General features: G+C 65.7%; 18 protein-coding genes and 1 tRNA gene. 5 read left to right on the plus strand and 14 right to left on the minus strand.

What is annotated here, in order from left to right; translation table 11 throughout:
- Positions 1–63: 63 nt before the first annotated feature.
- Positions 64–1,116 carry a serine protease gene (locus tag Q0330_RS16965; protein WP_299482260.1) on the minus strand — a complete coding sequence of 351 codons (1,053 nt, stop codon included), beginning with the start codon at positions 1,114–1,116 and terminating at the stop codon, positions 64–66.
- On the opposite strand from Q0330_RS16965, the gene Q0330_RS16970 reads away from it, so the two are divergent.
- The 5 genes from Q0330_RS16970 to Q0330_RS16990 are packed head-to-tail and all read left to right on the plus strand — an operon-like array spanning position 1,115 to position 12,032.
- A complete protein-coding gene (locus Q0330_RS16970) occupies positions 1,115–1,312 on the plus strand; it encodes a hypothetical protein (RefSeq protein ID WP_299482263.1) in 198 nt (65 codons plus the stop codon). The genes Q0330_RS16965 and Q0330_RS16970 overlap by 2 nt on opposite strands.
- Positions 1,312–8,478 carry a hypothetical protein gene (locus Q0330_RS16975; protein WP_299482266.1) on the plus strand — a complete coding sequence of 2,389 codons (7,167 nt, stop codon included), beginning with the start codon at positions 1,312–1,314 and terminating at the stop codon, positions 8,476–8,478. Before Q0330_RS16970 ends, Q0330_RS16975 begins: the two co-directional genes overlap by 1 nt.
- Positions 8,456–10,276 (plus strand): hypothetical protein, encoded by a 1,821-nt coding sequence (locus Q0330_RS16980; RefSeq protein ID WP_299482269.1) that lies wholly within the window; start codon positions 8,456–8,458, stop codon positions 10,274–10,276. Before Q0330_RS16975 ends, Q0330_RS16980 begins: the two co-directional genes overlap by 23 nt.
- A 32-nt stretch (positions 10,277–10,308) precedes the next feature.
- Positions 10,309–10,854: an SCO family protein gene (locus Q0330_RS16985; RefSeq protein WP_299482272.1), complete on the plus strand. Its 546-nt coding sequence runs from the start codon at positions 10,309–10,311 to the stop codon at positions 10,852–10,854.
- Positions 10,854–12,032, plus strand: a complete 1,179-nt coding sequence (locus Q0330_RS16990; RefSeq protein WP_299482275.1) for a hypothetical protein — start codon at positions 10,854–10,856, stop codon at positions 12,030–12,032. The genes Q0330_RS16985 and Q0330_RS16990 overlap by 1 nt, the downstream gene beginning before the upstream one ends.
- Positions 12,033–12,421: 389 nt before the next feature.
- Here the strand turns inward: Q0330_RS16990 and Q0330_RS16995 are convergent.
- The 13 genes from Q0330_RS16995 to Q0330_RS17055 form a co-directional block, all read right to left on the minus strand.
- Positions 12,422–12,497 (minus strand) — tRNA-Phe (locus Q0330_RS16995).
- A gap of 66 nt (positions 12,498–12,563) precedes the next feature.
- On the minus strand, positions 12,564–12,722 hold the full coding sequence (gene yacG, locus Q0330_RS17000; protein ID WP_299482278.1) for a DNA gyrase inhibitor YacG: 159 nt from the start codon (positions 12,720–12,722) through the stop codon (positions 12,564–12,566).
- Entirely contained in the window at positions 12,722–13,762 is a 1,041-nt protein-coding gene (locus Q0330_RS17005) for a ribonuclease E/G (protein ID WP_299482281.1), read from the minus strand. The genes yacG and Q0330_RS17005 overlap by 1 nt, the downstream gene beginning before the upstream one ends.
- A gap of 4 nt (positions 13,763–13,766) precedes the next feature.
- Entirely contained in the window at positions 13,767–14,369 is a 603-nt protein-coding gene (locus Q0330_RS17010) for a Maf family protein (RefSeq protein ID WP_299482284.1), read from the minus strand.
- A gap of 72 nt (positions 14,370–14,441) precedes the next feature.
- The gene (infA, locus tag Q0330_RS17015) at positions 14,442–14,660 is read right to left on the minus strand and encodes a translation initiation factor IF-1 (protein WP_271072009.1); all 219 of its coding nucleotides are present in this window, start codon (positions 14,658–14,660) and stop codon (positions 14,442–14,444) included.
- Positions 14,661–14,860: 200 nt separating this feature from the next.
- Entirely contained in the window at positions 14,861–17,506 is a 2,646-nt protein-coding gene (locus tag Q0330_RS17020; protein ID WP_299482293.1) for an ATP-binding protein, read from the minus strand.
- Positions 17,496–17,759: a hypothetical protein gene (locus Q0330_RS17025; RefSeq protein WP_299482296.1), complete on the minus strand. Its 264-nt coding sequence runs from the start codon at positions 17,757–17,759 to the stop codon at positions 17,496–17,498. Before Q0330_RS17025 ends, Q0330_RS17020 begins: the two co-directional genes overlap by 11 nt.
- Positions 17,756–18,133, minus strand: a complete 378-nt coding sequence (locus Q0330_RS17030) for a response regulator (protein ID WP_299482299.1) — start codon at positions 18,131–18,133, stop codon at positions 17,756–17,758. The genes Q0330_RS17025 and Q0330_RS17030 overlap by 4 nt, the downstream gene beginning before the upstream one ends.
- Before the next feature lie 96 nt (positions 18,134–18,229).
- Positions 18,230–19,453, minus strand: a complete 1,224-nt coding sequence (locus tag Q0330_RS17035; protein ID WP_299482302.1) for a short-chain fatty acyl-CoA regulator family protein — start codon at positions 19,451–19,453, stop codon at positions 18,230–18,232.
- 75 nt (positions 19,454–19,528) lie between these two features.
- Complete coding sequence (locus Q0330_RS17040; RefSeq protein ID WP_299482305.1) at positions 19,529–20,371, minus strand: ATP-binding protein; 843 nt, start codon at positions 20,369–20,371, stop codon at positions 19,529–19,531.
- Positions 20,364–21,218: a twin-arginine translocase subunit TatC gene (gene tatC / locus Q0330_RS17045; protein WP_299482308.1), complete on the minus strand. Its 855-nt coding sequence runs from the start codon at positions 21,216–21,218 to the stop codon at positions 20,364–20,366. Before tatC ends, Q0330_RS17040 begins: the two co-directional genes overlap by 8 nt.
- 1 nt (position 21,219) lies before the next feature.
- The gene (tatB, locus tag Q0330_RS17050) at positions 21,220–21,705 is read right to left on the minus strand and encodes a Sec-independent protein translocase protein TatB (RefSeq protein WP_299482311.1); all 486 of its coding nucleotides are present in this window, start codon (positions 21,703–21,705) and stop codon (positions 21,220–21,222) included.
- 27 nt (positions 21,706–21,732) lie between these two features.
- Positions 21,733–21,987: a twin-arginine translocase TatA/TatE family subunit gene (locus Q0330_RS17055; protein ID WP_299482314.1), complete on the minus strand. Its 255-nt coding sequence runs from the start codon at positions 21,985–21,987 to the stop codon at positions 21,733–21,735.
- Between the last annotated feature and the right edge of the window lie 47 nt (positions 21,988–22,034).

A 22,034-nucleotide genomic window follows, 5' to 3' on the forward strand; every position in this document is an offset into this window, starting at 1 on the left:
TACAGCGGCCGGCGGCGATATTTCCAAGCCGTTTACCGGTCTGGTCTGGACCGAACTCCTTGATCATGTTCCTTTCCACGCGTCTTCCCAAGGCCCCGGACCGGGGGTCGGGATGGCATCGAAGGTCACGCCGGCGTCGACGATGCGGACATCGCTTGCGATGTCGGACGCAGGCACAGCCCAGTTTGAGCCGTCAAGATTGCCCCTGAAATGCAGCCCAACGACCGAGCCGCTGTCGATATCTACCACCGCGCTGCCGGAATTGCCCGTCAGGGTCGAGCAATCGTGCCCGAGGAAGCGCCCGGTTCTGCCATTGATATTGCGGATCTCAACCGAGCCGACGATGCCGGGCGACAGGTGCTTGGTGTCAAATTCGGAAATCGTCGCGTTTTGCAGCGCCACGTCCTCTTCTGAATTTTTAGAGGGATAGCCGACAACCACCACCCGCGCATCGTCGGCTCCGGCGGCATCGGCGACCGACAGGGCCAGCGGCTCGGCGCCATCCGGCTTGCCCTCGATGCGCAACAGCGCGAGGTCGAACCAGGGATGGCGCATGACGATCCGCGTCACCGCTCGCGAGGCCGTCGGATCGGTGTCCCAGCGGTCCCTCTCGCGGCAGAAATTGACGCGTACAGAATATCCGGGGCGGATATAGGGGCCAAAGACCTCGTGGTTTCCGGAAAATACGGAGGCGACATGGTTGTTCGTCATCACGAGGTCATCGGCGACCAGGAAGCAACTGCCGTATTTCTGGAATTCTGCGCCCGAGGAATACTCGACTCGCGCCGTCGCGCGGCAGATGGGTTCGAGACGCGCATGGGCGGCAGGTTCGTTGAGGTCGGTCCAGAGCGGCCCCTCGATATGTTCAGGCAGGTCATTCAGCACCGGGGCTGCCGGCTGCATGAATATCGAACGCAAGACCATCTGTTCGGATTCGCTCAACTCCTCGCCCTGCTGCAATCGCTGGTGCAGCCGTTCGACCCGATCCGGATCGAGCCGGCGCTGTTCGAGCATCCGGGGCGAGACAATCTTGGCAAGTGGCTTGCCGGCGAGCCGCCTCAGCGTCTTGGGTTGGATCGCAATCGGGCGGCGAGGACGGGTCGGAAGATCCTGCATGATCGGCTCCTTTTACGAAATTACCGGAAGAATCTTTGACGAAAAGGGAATCATTGGTATCGTGGAAGTCTATCGTTCTATTGGCTTTCTTTCAATTCCGGCGCGTTTCGCGCCGGAGCGGCTTTCTTACAAGAGGCTGAATTCATGGACCGATTTGTACATTTTGTCGCTGTCTCGCTTCTGTCTGCGTGGCTGATGCCCGACGCTCTGCATGCCGCCGATTCTCAGGTGCAGACGGGCGGCCAGACCACAGCCGACGCGATGGATTGCGCGCCCATTCACGCAAAGTTCGCGGAGTTCACGGATCTCAAGCTAGATCGGACGGTCTGCGCCGATGTCGTCGCCCTGGACCAGACGCTGGTTTACAACCGCTTCGGCTCGTTCAACCCTTATGGCATGATCTTCGCGCTGAGGCGCGATGTGGCTTCGATGGACGAGGCGCCCAAAAGTTTTACCGCCGATGCCTGCGACGCATTTCTTGGCACCGAGGCCGGTGGCGGCGACCTGGTCGCGGGCAACGTGCGTCTGAAGGATTGCAAGCGACCGCGCCCGTTGACCCTTCGCGCCAATGTCGGCGACTTGCTGCATGTGCGGCTCGACAACCTGTTGCGCCACGAGGCGCCGGGGATTTCCGAAACCTTCTGCCGGAGCACGCCGGACGGCGCCGACAACCTGTTCAAGACCTTGCGCGATTGGGTGGCCTGGGGCGACGCGAGCCGTGTCAAACATGGCGAGGCGCTTTGCGAAGCCGGTTCGGCGGCGCAATCGCCCGGCGCGGCGCCCGAAGGCGGCGACTGGCCGCGCACGCGTGGCGTTAATTTCGCCATCCAGGGGCTGAGGGCCGTCAACATCAACGGCAGCCAGGCGGACAACCGTTGCGTCGGCCTGGCGCCGGTCAAGCAGGGCTGGCCGGTCGATTGCTACTACGCGGTAGAGCGCGAGGGACCGTATTTTCTGGCCTCGACCGCGGCGCCTTCGGGGGGCGAGGGCGATGGCGGCTCGCTGACGCATGGGCTTTTCGGCGCCGTGGTGGCCGAACCTGCGGGAACGCGCTGGTATCGCAGCCAGGTCACGCGCGCCGCTTTCGACGCCGCCTGGGAGGTGACGCGTGCAAGTGACGGTCGGCTCGATGCCGTGGCCGATGCCGATGCCGATGTGATGAAGCCCTACGAGGCTGCCGACGACAACGGCGTGCCGATCCTCGATATGCTGATGGATCGGGGCAGCGGCGCGCATGAACTGGTCCATGGCGACCTCAATGCCATCGTCCACCGCGCGCCCGATGCTGGCGCCGGCGTCATCTATCGCGAGTTCTCGGTGTTTTTTCATGATGAAACGAAAACCTTCGTCACCCGGAATTTCCAGGAGCTTGGCATGTTTGCCAACGGGCAGCTTGCCGGGGTCAAGGACGGGTTCGCGATCAATTACGGCGCCAGCGGCATGGGGGCGATGCTGGTTGCCAACCGCAAGGGCATCGGACCTGCTGCCGATTGCATCGAGTGTCTATACGAGGAATTCTTCCTGACCTCGTGGGCCAATGGCGATCCGGCGCTTTTGGAACAGTTCAGCGACGATCCGTCGAACGTGCATCATTCCTATCTGAACGATCCGGTGGTGTTCCGGAATTTCCACGCCGGCCCCAAGGAAACCCATGTATTCCACCTGCACGCCCATCAGTGGTTCAGTGGCAACGATACCGGTCGCGGCGCCTATCTCGACTCCCAGACCGTGGCGCCGCAGCAGGGGTTCTCGTACCGCATCTATGGCGGCGGGACGGAAATCTATCGCCGCGACGACGAAACCCAGAAGGGCTGGTACGACACGCTGGGTTCGGGCAACCGCAATCGCACGGTGGGAGACTCGATCTTCCACTGTCACCTCTACCCGCATTTCGCCCAGGGCATGTGGGAGTTGTGGCGCGTCCATGACGTGCTGGAGGACGGCAGCCGTAAGCTGCCCGACGGTCAGCTGGAGCCGACCCTGTCCCTGGCCGAGATGGCACCCGAGATCCGCGCCCAGAGCCGCCCCGGCTCGGTCGATCCCACGACCGGTGCCTGGAACGCGCCCGGCCCCGAAGGTGCGACTGCGCTTGGCACGCCGATCCCGGCGATCGTTCCCCTGCCCGGCCAGCCCTGGCCGGTGCTGCCGTCCTATGGCGACGAGGATGTGACCCCCGAGCCGGGCGAGATCGCCGACGCTATGCCGGGCTATCCCTTCTACGTCGCGGGCCGTCCCGGCCACCGCCCGCCCCAGGCGCCGATGGACATTGCCCGCAACCCCGCGCCTGGCCCAGGCGACGAGTTTCTTGATGGCGGCCTGCCGCGCCATGTGGTGACCGGTGGCGAGCGGCATTTCCCCTTCGAGATCCCCGATCTAGGCGACGCGCCGACGACCGGGACGTTGGATCAGGCCTTGAATGACCGCACCCGCACGGCGCGCGAGATCACTCAGGAGCAGATCGTCGCCAAGGCGCTAGCGCTCGGCGACATGACGATGGAGATCGAAAAGGTCAAACTCGACCTGCTGGATTATGACGGAACACCCCTGGAACGCGCCGCGATGGCGTTCCATCACGACGGCGCCGGGCTGACCCTGCGCGACGCCAAAGGCAATCTGACGGCTTTCGACACCGTGCTCGGGGGATATGCTTCGCCCGGCGGGATCTATTCGGTCAATGGTGCCCCGCCGAAACCCGGCGCGCCCTTTGCCGATCCCTGCGGCGCGCCCGATCAACTTGGCACGATCACCGACTCGGGCGGAGGCTATAGCCACTTGGGCCGACCAGTGTTCTTCGTGAACGGTGACATCGACCCGAGCATCCCCATAGCAGAGGCCGATCGCGCGGCGGCCGGGGCAATGCAGGTGACGGCTTGGGTCCGCCGCCTCGCCCCCGGTGCCAAGCCAGAGGACCGGCCCCGGCTTTACACCGTCGATCCCGGCGGCAACCAGGTCGAGATCACTGGCCCGGTTCAGATTGTCGAGGATGATCCATTCCTGACGAGCACCGAGATCGCGGGCGCCTTCACTGCCGATCCGGCGGTCGTCGGCTATCGTCGCTACGAGGCTTCGGCGGTGCAGCTGGATCTGGTGACAAACCGCGCCGGCTGGCACGATCCGCAGGCGCGCATCAACGTACTGAGCGCCAATTCCGGGCGCTACAAGACCGGCCTTGGCTTCGACTACGGGACCGCTCAGGGGCGGTTCTCGCCCGTCATCAGCGCCAGCGAGGAGCCGTTCTTCTTCCGCGCGGTCTCTGGCGAATGCATCGAGTTTCGCCATACCAACGAATTGCCCAAAGAGCTGGAGCTTGACGATTTCCAGATCAAGACACCGACCGACACCATCGGCCAGCACATCCATCTGGTGAAGTTCGACGTGACCTCGTCTGACGGATCTGGCAACGGCTTCAACTATGAGGACGGCACACTGGCCCCCGACGAGATCGCCCACCGCATCTGCGCGGCAAAGAACGCCGAAATGGAGACGACGGGCGAACGCGCGCCCTCGGCACTGGAACTGCGCGAGGTGCCGGGCTTATGCGTCGAGAAAGACGGGGTGTGGCATGTCAGCGAGGATTTCAAGGACATCTGGCGGCGCGAGATGCAGGCCGATACCAACCGCAACCTTTTCCAGACCACGGTGCAGCGTTGGTTCGCCGACCCGATCCTGAGCGCCACCCGCGTTGAAGGCGATGGCGATGGAGGCCTGGCCGACCGCACGCTCAAGACCGTCTTCAGCCACGACCATTTCGGCCCCTCGTCGATCCAGCAGCACGGATTTTATACCGCTCTCGTGATCGAACCGCAGCGCTCGATCACCTGCGCACCCGAGAGCAACGGCACCGGCGAGACCTGCACCGACCAACGCAACGACCGCGCACTGGTTCAGTCGGATGATCGCGACGTGGGCGCGCGCAAGGTAATCTCGGATCGGGACGTGATTGACCGCTATGACGCTTCGTTGCTCAGCGTCAAGGGTCTGGCCGCCGCGCCCGGCCCCGATTCCATCGAGGACCGCACCTATCGCGAGTTCGCTCTGGCCGTGGCGGATTTCGCGGTGCTCTATGACCCGCGCGACCGCATGACTCCGCAGGAATTCGAAGTCGCTTTGGACGATCGCCAGGGGGCCGGTTTCAAAGGTATGGGAACGCTTGTCTGCGAGGCTCGCCACCAGGGCGACCCCGTGGCACTGGCCGCAATCTGCCACTCCGAAATCAAGAAGGACGAATTGAACCCCGGCCACTTCTTCGCGCCGAGCGGCAATGCACCACCATCCTGGGTCGCAGCAGGACGTCCGGGCGACCTGCCGGCCCATATCGCCGGGACCTCGGCGTTGATTACAGACGAAGAACTGGCCGGCTTGAAGAATTGGATGACCAGTTATCGCCAGATGGCCGCCGGATATGCCCCTGGCCCAGGGGCGCCGATGGCGAAACCCGTGGTCGCGCCGCAGCGGCCCGAAAGCATCTCGGTCGACCATCACGACCCCTATCTGGTCAACTACCGGGGCGAGCCGATCCCACTGCGTGTCGGGGAGGGCATAAATTCGGGCGAGGATTGCGCCTTGAAGGCGCCGGAATATTGGGTGCCGGAGCTGGCATCGGGCGTCACCGAGACCTGTTCGGTCGCGCGTCAGAGACCGGGTGAGGCCGGTGATATGGCGAACGTGTTTCTGTCCCCGGTCCACGGCGACCCCGCGACCCCGGTATTTGAAACCATGTCGGGCGACAAGGTGCAGTTCCGGCTGATCCAGGGCGCGCAGGAGGTGCAGCACACCTTCACGCTTGAAGGCTATACCTGGCCGCGCCATATCGACCAGCACTTCCCCGCCGGGTATCCGATCGGCGGTGACCTGACGCCGGACGGCACGCTGACCATTGCCTGTTCGCGTCTGGCCGAGGCGCGCGCTGGACGGCCCGACCAGTATTCGACATGGCTCAGGCTTGGCCCCCTCGGCTTTGCTGCCCCCGCCGATCAGGCCTATTGGAGCGACTACGAGGAATATCTGGCCGATTGCTTCAACGCCACCGGGCGCGTTCCCGCCCAGGAAATCGGCATCTCGGAACATTTCGAGTTCCAGGGCGTGTTCAGGCAAGAGGCCTCGGGGCTGGAATTCAGGCGCCCCCCCAACTCAGAGTTCCAGGCCATGTTCAGGCGAGACGACTCGGGGCAAAAAGCCGCGCCGGCCATCAACCCAGACGTGCTTCAGGACCGGCCCTCGGATACGCTGATGCATTTCGGTTCAGTCGATGCCTTGTGGAACGGTGCCTGGGGGCTCTTCCGTGTCCACAAGACGCGCGCGGCGACCTGCGGATACCGCATCGCGGCGATGGTTCCGCCCCCCACCGATCGTGGGGATGCCATGGACGAATGCCTGGCTGACCTGTCGGTATACGCGCTGAGTGGCAGTTCTGCGGCGGTTCCCGGCGGCGATGTGCTGGAGTTACCACCCACCCAGGTGTTCGGCTGCGCGCCGGGCGCGCCCCGCATCCACGCCGCCGCCGTCGCCATCGAGGCCAGCGCCGTCTTCGGCAAGCTGGATGAGGCGGGCGATTGGGGCACGCCCTATGACAAAGGCCATTACGACCGGAACGGGCTGTTCCTGGCCCTGGTCGATCCGCGGGTGCTGATCGACCCCGCTGATCCGGCCAGCGTCACGCCCGAGGCGCTGAACCGTCCCGAGACCTGGGACGGAATTCCGCTGTCGCGGATCACCAAGGCGATCAACGACGCCTATGTGCGCCCCGAACCCTTCGTCTTGTCGGTCAACGCGGGCGATTGCGTGAACCTGGCGGTTCTGAACGCACTGCGCGACACCGGCGAGGGTGACCCGAGCGGGCTGTGGGACGATCTGGGGGATGCGCGGATGCCCCAGATCACACCGCTCAATGTCGAACCCGTCTGGAGTGAAAGCGACGGTGGGCACAACAGCCCCGGTACCTTCGATCAGCGCGAGACGGTGAACCTCAGGCCCTCGTCGCGGCTGGCGCTGTCGATGCCGCTCCCTGTGCTGAACCATCGTCAGAACGTGGCCATGCCGATCGGCGGCAACGTCACCTGGGCGCTGGCGGGCATTCCCTCTGCAGGCGATCCGGCGCTCAGGCTATGCACTGGGTCGAACGGCTGCACCGACACTCCGGATGCGCCGCGTCAGAGCCAGATCGAGTTGCTGACGTTTTACGCCGGGCGCGCCTCGGCGCCGAAGGATCTGGATTTCGATCCATTCGCGCGTGTTGCGAGCGCTTTTGAGGCTGCCTGGAACTCGGAGGATCCGGCTTGGAGCGGGCTGCGTCGCGCGGCCGAGGCCGAGGGGCTGAACGGCATTAGCAAGGTGCTTAAGAGCGAGCAGGCGGACGCTGTCTTCACGGTCGCGGGCCGACCGATAGACATCAATGTCTTTGCCTCTGGCGAGCGAAAGAACATGCGCGATGTCCTGCCGCAATCCCAACACAAGGCGCTGCAGGACAAGATCAACGAGCTGACCGAGACGGCCCGGGCGAAGATCGTCGAGGATGTTCACTTCATCCCCTATGCCTATGGCGCCCTTCCGGTGAAATCGCTGGGCGACGTGGTCGGGCACGGAACGCATGGTCTGTTCGGCTCGCTGAATGTCATGCCGCGAAGCGCAAAGCTGACTTCGGGTCCGGAGCGCATCGCCATCGCGCCCAATACCTTCGTCATTGCGCCGGGCGCGGCGGCGCGGCCCTGGGTCAGCCGGATCGAGACGACGCTAGGGGACCAGCCCCACGCCATCCGCCAGTTCACGCTGTTCTGGCAGGACGGGCTGAACCTGCGCGACAACGACTCGCTGGACATTTTCCGGGGTTTTCTGCCGCCGGGCAAAACCGTGCCAATTTCGCCCAAGCTGGTCGCCGAATGCGAGGTCTGCGACGACAGTTACGACCTGGGCGACCAGGGCGTGAACTATGGCAGCGCGAGCTTCGCGCGCGCCCTTCGCGGCGTGAACGGCAATGCGACGTCCGAACGGCATTACAACCTGAATGCCCTCGACTTCGGCGAGGGCGTCTTCAAAGCGGACGAGGCCACGCCGGTTCTGCGCGCCGAAGCCGGCGAAGAAGTGGTGATCCACCTCGTCCACCCGGGCGGGCGGGCGCGCCAACGCGCGTTCGTCACCATCGCGCAGGATTACCATGACTTGTTCCCAGGCTTCGGCTTTCCGCATTCGGGGCTTCTGGCGCCGGGTAAATCAATGACCGCCAGCCTGACGAGGGTGATGGCTCCGGGCTGTTACCTGTGGTTCGACGGGCCTTTGCACCTGCGCTCGGGCGGCACCTGGGGCCTTCTGGATGTCGTGGGCGCGGGACAGGCGGAGGACAAAAGTGTCTCGCGCTGCGACCATTAGGGCGGGGATGCTGGCCTTCGCCTTGGCCGGCGCGGGCGGTGCGGCAGGTGCCGAAGAATCCGCGCGCGCCAGTCTGGCCGCCGAACTGGCGACTTCCGACCCCGTGACGGGCCGCACCATCCGCGTCGAGGCGGGGCAGCCCTTTCGCCTGTCGGCCATGCTTACCGACGTCACCACCGGGCGGGCACCGCGCGGCGTGGCGCTGGCGGGGTGGATTCGCGCCGTCGTCGCCGGCAATTCCGATTGCAGGGACGCCGCCCGCGCCTTTCGCGTGACCGCAGAGGCTCCGTTCGGGGCCACCGATCTGAACGGCATTCTGCTGGTCTCGGTCAACGAGGACGCCAGTGTAGGCGTCATCGACCCAAAGCTGAACCTGAAGTCGTCGAACATGATCGCGGCAGCACGACTGGATGCGCCGCCCGTGGCGATGGCGGTTGATCCCGAAAGCTTCCGCGCCTTTTTCGTGCTGCCCGACGCGCAGGGTATCGTTGTGATCTCGATCCTGGATGGCGCGCAGGAGGTCTTGTTATCCGACATGGCGCTTTCGGATGTCGTCGCCCGGGGAGGGCGGGTATGGCTGGGACGAGAGGACGGCGCCATCCTCGCCACCGACGCGCCCGAGGCGGCGCAGGTGATCGGATTGGGCGGGGTGCGGTTTCGCGCCTCGTCCGAACCCGACAGCCCGCTCGTTGCGGCCTTTGGCGCGGGTGGCGGGCTAAGTGTGTTCGACGCAGCTACAGGACGCACCGTGTTCGAGCGCGCTCGGTACGAGGCCTTGGCCGATCTCGCACTTCTGGCCGACGGCACGGTGCTTAGTCTGCCCAAGGATGGTGACGTGATGCGCATCGTCTATGGCGACGCGCCCGATCATGCAGTTGATGTGCCGCTCGGGCTACGGGCTGGGCGCATAACCGCCAGCCCCGATGGCCGCCATGCCATCGCCTATGCTCCGGCGGGCGCGGGCGCGGTGGTGATCGACGTGGTGCGCGGCGAGGTGGTGCAGCCGCTTGCATTCACTCAGGGCGGGATCAGCGACGTGGCATTTACCGACGAGGCGGCATACCTTCTCAGCCTAGACGGTGGCTTCGCCGGGCTTATCGACCTGGATTCGGTGGCGCCGGGCCGGGCCGCCCAGATCAGAAAGATCGACCTAGCGCGCAAGGCGGCGGATCCGGTGGCGGGCGAGGGCCTTCTGGTGCCGCTTTGGCCTTCGCCTCAGGTGATCGCGGTGTCGCCCGAGACCCAGACCGGCTGGATCCTGCACGACAACCAGGCGGTCGGAGAGATGCCGCCGATGGACTCGGTCGGCCTGAGGGGCGGTGTGCCCGCCCGCCTCGCCGTGCTGGATCGCAGTTTGCGCGAGGTGGCGCCGGGCCACTTCCAGACCGTCGCCGTCCTGCCGGCGGGCGAGCACGAGTTGGTCCTGACAACGGGGATCGGCGGCATGACCGCCTGTCTGCCACTGTCGGTCCGGGGTGGGAGCGACGCTCAGGCGATTGAGCCGGTCACACTTGCACTGGCCGAGCCCAACGGCCCGCTGATGGCGGGTCAGGACATAAACATCGCGCTGACGTTCCGCGACCGCAAGGGCGCCGTGGTCCCGGTCGAGCGGGCGGAGTTTCTGGTGCCGAGCCTGGCCTCATCCTGGATCGGCCGCATGAGCCTGTCCCGGTCAGAGGACGGCACGCTCAGGGGCCAAATGCGGTTCCCACATCCCGGTCCTTTCGTGCTGCAACCCCTTGGGCTGCCGCGCGATCTTTACCTGACAAGCGCCCTTTTGCTGGAGGTCTCGTCATGATCCGACCACTCACGCTGATCTTGGGTCTGGTATTGACCCTTGCCACGCTGGGGTTAGGCGCAGCAGCCAATGGGTTATGGCGCGCCGACCCCGAAAACTTCCGCGCCGAACGGATCCTCCTGCCGGATGCCACGATGCTTGACAAGTCGGGCACGCCGTTCCGCTTGCGCGGCGACATCGGCGACGACGCGCTGGTCGTCATCAATTTCAGCTACACGACCTGCGGATCGATCTGCCCGCTCGGCAACCAGATCCTTCAGTTCGTCGACGAACGGCGGGACGAAATCGGGCGCGAGGTGCATCTGTTGACGATCACCATAGACCCGGCCAACGACACCCCCGAGGTCATGCGCGCCTCTGCCGAAGCGTTTGGCGCGAGCGGCAACTGGCACTGGCTGACTGCCGCGCCCGGCGTGATCGCCGAGATCCTGCGCGCGGCGGATGCAAGCACGGCGGATATCGAATCGCACGACCCGGTGTTCCTTGTCGGCGATATGGATACGGGGCGTTATTTCCGGTCGCTGTCGCTGCCGGATGCTGACGAGTTGATTGCGATGCTCGACCGGTTCGATGCCTGATGCGCGCTCTGGCGGCAGTCGTGGCCGGGCTTTTGGCCATCGACTCCGGTGCGGCGGCCGATCCGGGACGCGCGATTTTTGAAGGCCAGCCGGGCGCGGCTGGCGCTGCCCTGATCGGCAGCGCGCGAGTGCCAATACAGAAGTTTGCCTGCCGAAACTGCCATCGCCGCGATGGTGAAGGCGGCGGCGAGGGCGACGCGCCGCCGATCACCTGGCAGGCACTGACGCAGCCGACAGAGGAGCGCCCGGCCTACGACACAAGGGCTTTCGCGCGCGCGCTCTCCACCGGCAAGGCCCCTGGCGGGCGCGATCTGAGCCGCCTCATGCCGCGCTACGATCTGGATGAAGAGGTGGTCGCGAAGCTGATTGCACATCTGACCAGGCTCCCGGCCGAACAGCGTGCCGGGGTCTTGCCGGACCGCATTGTGCTGGCCGTGCCGGTTCAGGCGGGTGACCTGCGCCTGGCCAAGGCGCTGGAAGCGGCGATCGTCGCGCGGCAGCCGCCCAACGGGACTCATGGAAGGCGCATCGTGTTGCAGATGCTGTCGGGCGACATGCCCGAGATTCTGACAAGCGTCCGTTCCGAAGCCACGGCTGTCCTGTCACCTGTTCACGGTACGGCAGAATTTACAGCAGCAGGCATACCCGTCCTTTTCCCACTCGCGGCGATTTCCGAGGCCGACGATCCGGAGCTGGTCCGAAGTCTTTATGCAACGCGAGAGCAGTTGCACGCGGCACTGGCCGAGCGCGCGCGCACAGATGGCTGCAGCCTGGACGACGGGGCCACCGACTGCGCACTGATCGCAGACGGTGGTGGGGCTGTCGTCGGGGACTGGGCGGACACCACGCGCCTCTATCTGACGGTCGAGAGCGCCCACGCGCTTGGTCCCGCGATTGTCGGGATCGGTGGAACCTTGGTTATCGCAAGACACGAGGCAGCAACGCTGACACGGGCCGCTGCCACGGAACAGGAACCGTTGGATGTCCATGCAGCACTTGTTGCCGAGATCCTGCTTGACGCACTGACCGTGGCAGGGCGGGACTTGACGCGTACCGCCTTGATGGAGGCGATCGGCCAAGTCGCTCGGCCGGATCTTGGGCTGAGCTTTCGCCCCGGCGCACCGTCGGGATCGGATGCGGTGGCGATCTACGTTGTGAATCCGAAGGAAGATCGCTGAGCCCAAAGCAACCCGCCTTTAATCTGAGACAGATCCGGCAGCCTTGACGTAATGCCAACACTCTAAAGCGTCCCGCCCAGCACGGGGATTTTCATGTCAGCAATAGTAAGCTTGTCGAATCGACCTGCCACGACCAACCTGTGCCGGGTGGGGGTGCCGATGTGCGGACGATTTGTTGACCCGGATTTTCGCAGTCTCGGGCTTGATCCAAGTTGGCTGAACTTTATTCGGTTCGTGGGCCGGGGCGCTACGCCCAGATGATACGCCTTGCGGTCAGTTAGATTCCCCCCTTTTTCACATTTACCACCGACCGAAAGGGGAACCAAAAGGAGGGCAGAAAAAGCACACTACTGCAGTATGCTGATGTTATCGACTAATCTTCATTAAAGTGGTGCCCGGAGGCGGATTCGAACCACCGACACGCGGATTTTCAATCCGCTGCTCTACCAACTGAGCTATCCGGGCACATCAGCCTTGGCTGAGGTTGGGCGTATTTACGCAACGCGCCGTGCGGTGTCCAGACCGAAAACGCTATTCTTCGTCATGAGTTTCGGCAGGATGCGCCTTGTCGCCCGGAATGACGTAATCGCCGCGCAACCACCGCGCCAGGTCGATATCGGCGCAGCGTTTGGAACAGAAGGGATGATACTCGGGAAGAGAGGGCTTCCTGCAGATCGGACAGCGCGACATCACCCCTCCCTCGCGATCAGGGACAGCGGGATGCGGTCGCGCTTGCGGCTGAGTTCGAACAGCCCCATCGCCGTCCAGCCCGACAGCGCCGTATCGGCCCCATCGGCGCGGAAAGCCTTTTTCAGCTCCTGCTCCAGCGTGCCGCGGTCGCGCTTCGACATTGGCGCGAAATCGACGACGACCTGACCGCCAAGACCGCGCAGGCGCAACTGGCGCGGCAGTTCGCGGGCAAGCGCGATATTGGCCTTCAGACCGGCGGCGGGGGAATGGTCGCGGCCGGTATTGACGTCGATGGCGACAAGGGCGCGGGTGGGCTCGATCGCGGCGAAACCGCCGCCGGGCAAGGGCAGGCTGTCCGACAGAAGCGCGTGCAGTGCATCGGTCGCATCGTCGGGCAGCAGATCGAATTCCTCGATACTGTCGGGCGGCGGTTCGGCCCAGTCGCGCCAGGCGGTGTCGGCAGGCGTGGGGGCATCGAGCAGCAGTTCCTCGGAACCCTGAAGATCGCCGGTGATGGCCATGGCGATGTCGAGGACCTGACCGAGTTCCTCGGCAATGTCCTGATCGTCCGCCCATTCGGCGGCGCTGCGCAGGATCACCCCGCAATCGCGACCGGCAAGGATCTCATCTCCCACAGCTTGCAACGCCGCGCGGCGGTCGGGATCGGCGATGCTGCGCGAGACGTTCACCCCCGGCTTGCCCGGCGTGGCAATGGCATGACGACCCCGAATCAGCAGGCGGGAATTCAGCGGCACGGCCTTGCCGGGCTCGGCCACGCCGCTGACCTGGACCAGCACCGGCTGCCCCTCGCCCAGACCCGCACGGTCGCGCAGATAGCCGCTTTCGCCGCCCGGCAGGGTGACGAAGACACCGCCCTGCCCCTTGATCAGCCGGTTGACCCTGCCGCGCAGGATGGCACCGGGGGCGAAGGGCACCAATTCGCCCGGGTCGATGGCGAAATCCTCCAGTCGGCCATCGACCAGAAGCACGGCACCGTCACGACCGAAGACCTGCCCCAACAGGATCTGGCGTCCCTTCATCGGTTCACATCCTTTCCGCCGCAGCGGCTTTCAGAAGCCCGGCGGTTTCCGCCAGCGGCAGGCCGACGACGCCGGTAAACGACCCCGAAATCCAGCTGACGAAGGCCCCGGCATGGCCTTGCACGGCATAGCCGCCGGCCTTGCCCTGCCATTCGCCGGTATCGAGATAGGCGGCGATCTCGGCCTCGTCGAGCGGGCGCATCTTCACGATGGTCTCGACCAGCCGGAACCAGTGCCGGTCGCCGCGACGCAGGGCCACAGCCGTCATGACGCGATGCCGGCGGCCCGAGAGAAGCTTCAGGAAATCCCGCGCCTCGCCCCGATCCTCGGGCTTGCCGAGGATACGCCGGCCGGCGGTCACCACGGTATCGGCGGTCAGCACGGCCTCATCCGGGGCGGCGGGAATGGCGGCACATTTCTCGACTGCCATGCGCCGGACATAGTTGCGCGCAACCTCTCCGCGATGCGGGGTCTCGTCGATATCGGCAGGCCGGATCGCGTCGGGGGTAATGCCGATCTGGGCCAGCAGCTCCTGCCGGCGCGGGCTGGCAGAGCCGAGGATCAGGCGGAAGGGGGCATTGGCAGTCATAGCGGGGCCGAATCTCATGGTCGCGTCGGCCTAGCGCGAAATGCGGGCGGTGAAAACAGCCGGCTTGCGCCGCCGCCCCACATGCATCGCTTAGCGGAAGCGATAATTGATGCGACCCTTTGTCAGGTCGTAAGTGTTCATTTCCACCTGAACCTTGTCGCCGGCCAGAACCCGGATGCGGTTCTTCCGCATCTTACCTGCCATATGCGCGATGATCTCATGGCCGTTTTCAAGCTCGACCCGGAATGTCGCATTCGGCAGGAGTTCCTTCACGACGCCGGGAAATTCGAGCATTTCTTCCTTGGCCATGGTCACTCCTTGATTGCGTGCCTGCGGACATCGCAAGCGCGCGTTAAATGCGACCGCAGCCGCAGATAATCAAGGGGAAAAGCGCCGGATGCGCGCTTTCCGGCTTGGGCGTGGCAAAACAGGCGCGAAACCGACCCTGCAAACCGTCCGAGAGACATGTCGCAGGCCCGATTCGCAGCCCGGACCTTGCTTGCCCTCGTTCAGGACGTTTCTGCGGAGGCGCCCAGTCCCGGCGGACGCACCGGAAGTTCCAGCCGGAAGGCCGCGCCGTCATGGCCCGGCAGATAGGTGATGGTCCCGCCAAGCGCCGTCATCACCTCGCGCGAGATCGCCAGCCCCAGCCCCGCCCCGCCCGCCCGTGCGGGATCGTTCAGGCGCGAGAATTTCTCGAAAACCAGGTCCTGCTGCTCAGCCGGAATGCCCGATCCGTTATCCATGACCGTGATCTGGGTGCCGTCCGTCAGCTTGCGGGTGCGGATGGTCAGCACCGGACGAGCGGCATCGCAATATTTACGGGCATTGCCGATCAGGTTGATCAGCACCTGCAGCAGCCGGTCGGCATCGGTCATGACCATGATCTGCTCGGTCGGTGTATCGCGGTCGATGCGCAATTCGGCACCGCTGCCTAGGGCGGAACTGGCCTCGATCGCGCGCGAGATCAGGTCGTGGAGGTTGACCACCGAAGAGGACAGCCGCGCCCGCCCGCTTTCCAGCACCGAAAGGTCCAGCAGATCGTCCAGCAGCCGGGTCAGGCGCGTGGCTTCCTCATTGATGATGCCGGCGAAACGCTCGCGATCCTCGGGCGACAGGTCGGGCAGTTTCAGCAGTTCGGAAAAGGCCCGGACCGAGGTCATCGGCGTGCGCAATTCATGGCTGATCTGGCCCAGGAAGGCATCCTTCTGCACCGACAGCGCGGTCAGGCGGTCATTGGCCTCCTGCAGGCTGCGGGCGGTGCGGGCCAACTCGTCTGAATCGTCCTCAAGCTGGCGGGCGCGTTCCTTGGCGCGCTGCGCCTCTCCGGCCACGGCCATCAGTTCGGACATGGTGGTCTGCCGCTGACCGGCGACCTGGGCCAGCATGGCATGGGCCGTGGCCGTGCCCATGGACCCCGCCAGCCGGCGTTCCAGCCGCGACAGGAAACTGGCGGTGACATCGGGCAGGAAGCCGGATTTGCCCTGCCGGTCGGCCTCGGACCGGAAGAAGAGCAACGCCTCGTCCCCGCCCCAGACGCGCCGCGCCAGCGTCAGCAGCGCCTCGGCCCGGACTGCGCCCTCGGGCCTCACGGCACCGCCGGCCATGGTCGCCTCGGGCGAGACGGCATGGACGAAGGACAGGCCCTGCAGCCGTTCCTGCGGGTCCGGCAGGGTCAGCAGCGAGACGGCGGTGAAACAGGCGATGTTCAGCCCCAGCGAGACGAAGACCGCCCCCGCCAGTGGATCGACAGGGCCGAGATCGGGCAGCCCGCGCAGCCCGAGCGAGGGCAGAAAGACCCAGAGCAGCCAGATCGCGCTGCCCATGCAGATCCCTGCATAGGCCCCCTTGCGCGTGGCACCGCGCCACAGAAGCCCGCCCAGCATGGCCGGAAGAAGCTGCGCCACGCCGACAAAGGCCACCGTGCCCATGGCCGCCAGTGCCTGCCCGCCGCCAATGGCCTGATACAGCGCGCCCGCCCCGATCACCGCCATGATCGCGATCCGGCGCGAGGCCAGAAGCGGGCCGCGGATATCGGCCGGGGCGGTATCGCTCGCATCAATCCGGCGCAGCGCCAGAAACAGCGGCACCAGCCAGTGGTTCGAGACCATGGTCGCCAGTGCAATCGTGCTGATGATGACCATCGAAGTGGCGGAACTCAGCCCGCCGAGAAAGACCAGAAGCGCCAGCCCGTCCGCCCCCTGCGACAAGGGAAGGTGCAGAACGTAAAGGTCCGGGGCGGCATCCGCAGGCAGCATCTCCTTGCCGATCACGGCGATGGGCAACACGAACAGCGACATCGCCATGAGATAGGCAGGAAAGGCCCAGGCGGCAGAGGTCAGTGGGGTCTCGTCGGCGGGCTCGATCACCATGACCTGGAACATGCGCGGCAGGGTCAGAAGCGCCGCCGCCGAAACCGCGATCAGCGCCGTCCAGCGGTCCGGGCGCAGGGTCCAGCCGGCGGCGTCTGGCTGGGCGGCGCGCGCGGCGATCCGGGCCAGCATGTCGGCAGGGCCATCGGCCAGCCCCCAGACCACCCAGATGCCAAGCGCGATGAAGGCCAGAAGCTTCACCATCGCCTCGACCGCGATGGCCATGACCACGCCGTGATGACGCTCGTCGGCAGCAAGATTGCGGGTGCCGAACAGGATGGCGAAGACGGCAAGCCCCACGGCGACCCAGCCATCCAGCGGCCCGGAGGGCAGATCCCCCGGGCTGAAGGCCGCGAAGGAGACCGAGATGGATTGCAGTTGCAGCGCCAGATAGGGCGTGGCCGCGATCAGCGCGATCAGGGTAATCAGCGCCGCCAGCGGGTTCGACTTGCCGAAGCGGGCCGAAACGAGATCGGCGACCGAGGTGACACGGTGCAGGCGCGAGACCCGCACCAGCCGCCGCAGCCCCCACCAGCTTCCCGCCAGCACGATGGTCGGACCAAGATAGATCGTCGCGAATTCCAGCCCCGAGCGGCTGGCATAGCCGACCGCGCCGTAAAACGTCCAGGCCGAGCAATAGACCGAAAGCGACAGCGTATAGACGATGGGCTTGTCGGTCCATCGCGTCCGCCCGCGCGCGGCGGCGCGGTCGGCGGCCCAGGCGACCGTGAACAGCAGACCGACATAGCCGAGTGCGGCCAGGATCAGCGTGTCAAAGCTCATCTTTCGGGGCCTCTGTCGGCAGCGGACGGCCAAGGCGGCGATGCAGCAGCCCCGAGGCGATGACGATCAGCAGCCAGACCGCGAACAGCCCGACCATGCCGAGCGCGCCGGACAGGGCGGAAGGCATCAGCCAGACCGGCACCAGAAGCAGGACGATCGTCGCCATCGGCAGCAGCCGCGCCGCGTCCTGCAGGCGGCGGCGGCGATAGGCGGCGCGTTCCAGAAAGATCGGGCCTTCGGGCGGCAGGCTCATCCGGCGGCGCCCAGCATATCGCGGACCACCTGGCGCAGTTCTGCATTGTCGAAGGGCTTGGCCAGCACCCGGTCGGCCGCGTCAGAGGCAACGCCGCTGCGCCCGGCGGTGCCGCGCGCCGTCAGCAGCAGCACCGGCGTCGGACGAAGCGCCGGATCGGCGCGCAGATCGTCCAGCACCTCCAGCCCCGACCGGACCGGCAGCATCACGTCGAGGATGAGCAGGCGCGGCCTGAGCGCGCGGATCCGGTCAAGCGCCTCGCCGCCCTCGTGCCAATGCTGCATCTGCCAGCCCTCGCGCGACAGGATGAAGCGGATCGCCTCGGCGATGTTCGGCTCGTCCTCGATCAGCAGAATGTCGGTGCCCGATGTCATCACTGCCCCCTTCCCCGCGCCAGATTAGGCACGCGACCGCCCCGCTTGTCAAAGCGCCAGAGGCCCGCCGCGTGCTAACGCTGCGGCGCTGTCGCCTTATCGCTGCAGAATCGAGGCGACGCGACGGCCCGGGCAATCGCTGCGCGGGCAGATACGGCAGGTCGGCCCGACCGGGATGGCGGGGCCGTCTTCTTCGGCAACCGGGCGCATCAGCATTACCGCGCGGCTGAGGACCGGCGCAGCGATTGACGCCGCCGGCAGCCGTCGGGCGATGGCAAGCGCGCGCAGGCGCTGCCCGGTCTCTGTCTCAATCAGCCGTTCGACCGGGGCGCCGGGCTGGGCCAGGGCCTCGAAGATCGGCAGCATGGCGCAGGGATCGCCGGCGCGGAAGGCGCCCATGCCGCGTGCCGGACGACGAAAGATCACGCCACCGGCCCCGTCACAGATCAGCAGGCCCGAATCGGGCTCGATCCCGGCCAGCCGCCGCAGCACCAGATCCAGCGGCTTGTCCTGCTGCACCGCCAGTCGCATCGGGTCAGCGCCTTCGGCCCCTACCAATCGCTCATCGGGAAGGGCCGCGCGATCCGCCGCTTCAATCTCCGACCAGTCCCGGGCCAGATCCCGGGCCGCATCCGTGGCGGGTCCTTCGGCGGGACGACCCTCGGCAATCCAGGCCTCGAACTCCTCCTGCGGGGGCAAAAGCGCCGCGTCCTGCTCGAAGCTTTCCAGATAGGCGACGAGCGCCTGCGCCGTGACCGACAGCCGGCGGCTGTCCTGATCGAGATTGCCGTGAAACCGCGCGCGCCAATCCGGCGTCATCTCGGGTTCCTGCACAAGGATCGAGGCGGTCGAGCGCAGCGAGGTCACTGCCGAAAGCACCTCGTGCAGCGTGTCCAGCAGATAGGGATTGCGGGTCATCCGGTCGGACAGGCCAGCGAGCCGCCGCTCCAGCCCATCGGCCTGCTGGGTCAGCGCCACGACCAGCCCGGCCCAGCCCGGCATCCTTGTGGCGAATTCGGCCATGCGCCCGGCCTCGACCGCGATATTGTCGGGGGCGGCCGCCACCGCGACACGCAAGCCAGCCAGCAGCGATTCCTCGCGCCCGGCCTCCAACTCCTCCTCGGTGGTGCCAAGTACCTCGGCCAGACGGGCGCGCACCGGGGCGGTCAGGCTGCGCCGGTCATGTTCGATCAGGTTCAGATAGGCCGGAGAGATCCCCGCCGCATGGGCCATCTCGGCCTGGGCGCGGCCCTGCGCCAGACGCAGCTCGCGGATGCGGGCACCGGCAGAGATGCGGGAGGGGGTGTTCTGCGGACTCATCTTTACAGAAAAGCCGAAGCGGCGAAATCAAGCAAGCATTTGCTTGAGCGACAGATTTACAGATCGGCGATGATTTTACAGCCGCAAGCCGTGACGCCCGGCCAGATCGGTGAAGAACTGCCAGGCCACCCGACCCGAGCGCGCCCCGCGTGTCGCCTGCCACTCGATCGCTTCGGCGCGCAGCGCCTCGTCCCCGATCTCCAGCCCATAGGCGTCGCAATAGCCCCGGATCATCTGCAGGTATTCGTCCTGCGCACAGGGATGAAAACCCAGCCACAGCCCGAAACGGTCGGACAGAGAGACCTTTTCCTCGACCGCCTCGCCGGGATGGATGGCGGTCGCGCGTTCGTTGTCGATCATGTCGCGCGGCATCAGGTGACGCCGGTTCGAGGTCGCATAGAGGATCACATTGTCCGGTCGCCCGGCCAGCCCGCCATCCAGCACCGCCTTCAGCGATTTGTATTGCGTATCGTCATGGCTGAAGGACAGGTCATCGGCGAACAGCACGAAACGCTTGTCTTCGGCATGACCCAGAACGGACAGCAGCCGACCGACGCTGTCCAGATCCTCGCGCGCGATCTCGACCAGCACCAGCGGCAGGCCCTGCGCGCGTGCCTCGGCATGGGCGGCCTTCACCAGGCTGGACTTGCCCATCCCGCGCGCACCCCAGAGCAACGCATTATTCGCCGCATGGCCGCGCGCGAATTGCAGCGTATTGGCCAGCAGCGTGTCGCGGGCGCGGTCGATGCCGACCAGTTGGGACAGATCGACCCGGTTGACCTTGGTCACGGCTTCCAGCCGGTCGGGATTGGTGTGCCAGATATAGGCATCGGCCTCGGCGAAGCTGGGCGCGGGTGCGGGCGCAGGGGCCAGACGCTCCAACGCCGCGGCAATGCGGGTCAGGGCCGCGTCATTCATCGACCGGCAGGCCCTGTGCGCGCAATTCCTCGTTCCGGCGGCGCTCGATCCGGCGGACAAGCTGGATCGAGATCTCGTAAAGCCCGTAAACCACGGTAAACAGCACCACCTGGCTGATCACATCGGGCGGGGTCACCACCGCCGCCAGAATCAGGATCAGCACGATGGCATATTTGCGCATGCTGCCGAGACCCGCCGAAGACACCAGCCCCGCCTTGCCCATCAGCGTCAGCGCCACCGGCAATTGGAAGGACAGACCGAAGGCAAGGATGAATTTCGTTGTCAGCGACAGGTATTCGCTGACCGAGCCCTGAAAGACGATCCCCGCCATCGCGGTCGAGGCGGTCTGCACGGCATCGGGGTCGTCCGGCAATGCCAGCGGTCCCTGCTGGAAGCCCAGGAAGAAGTCATAGGCCATCGGCAGGATGACGTAATAGGCGAAGGACGCGCCGAGGAAGAACATCACCGGAGAGGCGATCAGGAAGGGCAGGAAGGCCTGCTTCTCGCTGCGGTAAAGGCCGGGCGCGACGAAGCGCCACATCTGATAGGCAATGACCGGGAAGGCCAGGATGAAGCCGCCGAAAAAGCTGATCTGGATGGCGACGAAGAAGCCTTCCTGCAGTTTCAGCAGGATCAGCCCGCATTCCTGCCCGCGCCCTTCCAGCGCCGAACAGATCGGCCGGGTCAGGAAGTTATAGACCGGGTTCCAGACCGTATAGCAGATCACCATCGCGGCCAGGAAGGCCAGCACCGACCAGATCAGCCGGGTCCGAAGTTCGGCCAGATGCTCGATCAGCGGGGCCGAACTGTCGTCGATCTCGTCCCCTGTCGCGGGCTTCTCACTCACCTCAGGCGTCCTTCGAATCACTGCGCCGAACCGCGTGCAAGCGACGTTGGCCGGCGGGGCTTTCCTGTTGCGGCGCCTCGGCGAGCGCGGCTGTGGCCGGGGCGGGGGCCGGTGCGACCGAGGCCGGCGTCTCTCCATCGCTCGGTGCCGGGCCGGAGGCCGCAGGATCGGGCTTGGCGGCGGCGCGCGCGGATGGCATCTTCGGGTCCCATTTCTCGAACCGGTCGGCGGCGCGATCCAGCGCCTCCACCCCGAGCGAGCGTTTCGAGGTCAGGTTGCGGACATCGTTCAGCGATTTCGTCGCCTCATCCAGACCCGAATCGCGCGCCGCATCCTCCATCGCCGAGGAGAATTCGCGCGCCATCATCCGCACCTTGCCGGTGATCCGGCCAAGGGCGCGAAACATGTGCGGCAGGTCGCGCGGACCGATCACGATCAGCGCCACCACTCCGATGAGCAGAAGCTCGCTCCAGCCGATATCCAGCATCTGGCGCCCCTAACGCGGCCCTGGCCCTCAGGCCTGTTTCTGGTCGTCCGGGGTCACGTCGCGCAGCTTTTCGTCGCGCTTGGCCTCTTCGGTCTTCATTTCGGCGGTCAGTTCGCGGCCGGAATTCTCGACTTCCTCGCTGCCTTCCTTGACGCCCTTCTTGAACGAGCTGATGCCCTTGCCCACCTCGCCCATCAGCGACGAGACCTTGCCGCGCCCGAACAGCACAAGCACGACAACGGCGATCAGCAGAAGGCCTGGAAGGCCGATATTGTTCAGCATGTCTCTTTCCCTTCTCGAGCGGGATCGCCCGATGACGCCATATATCT

Source organism: uncultured Paracoccus sp. (genome assembly GCF_937873615.1).
GTDB lineage: Bacteria > Pseudomonadota > Alphaproteobacteria > Rhodobacterales > Rhodobacteraceae > Paracoccus.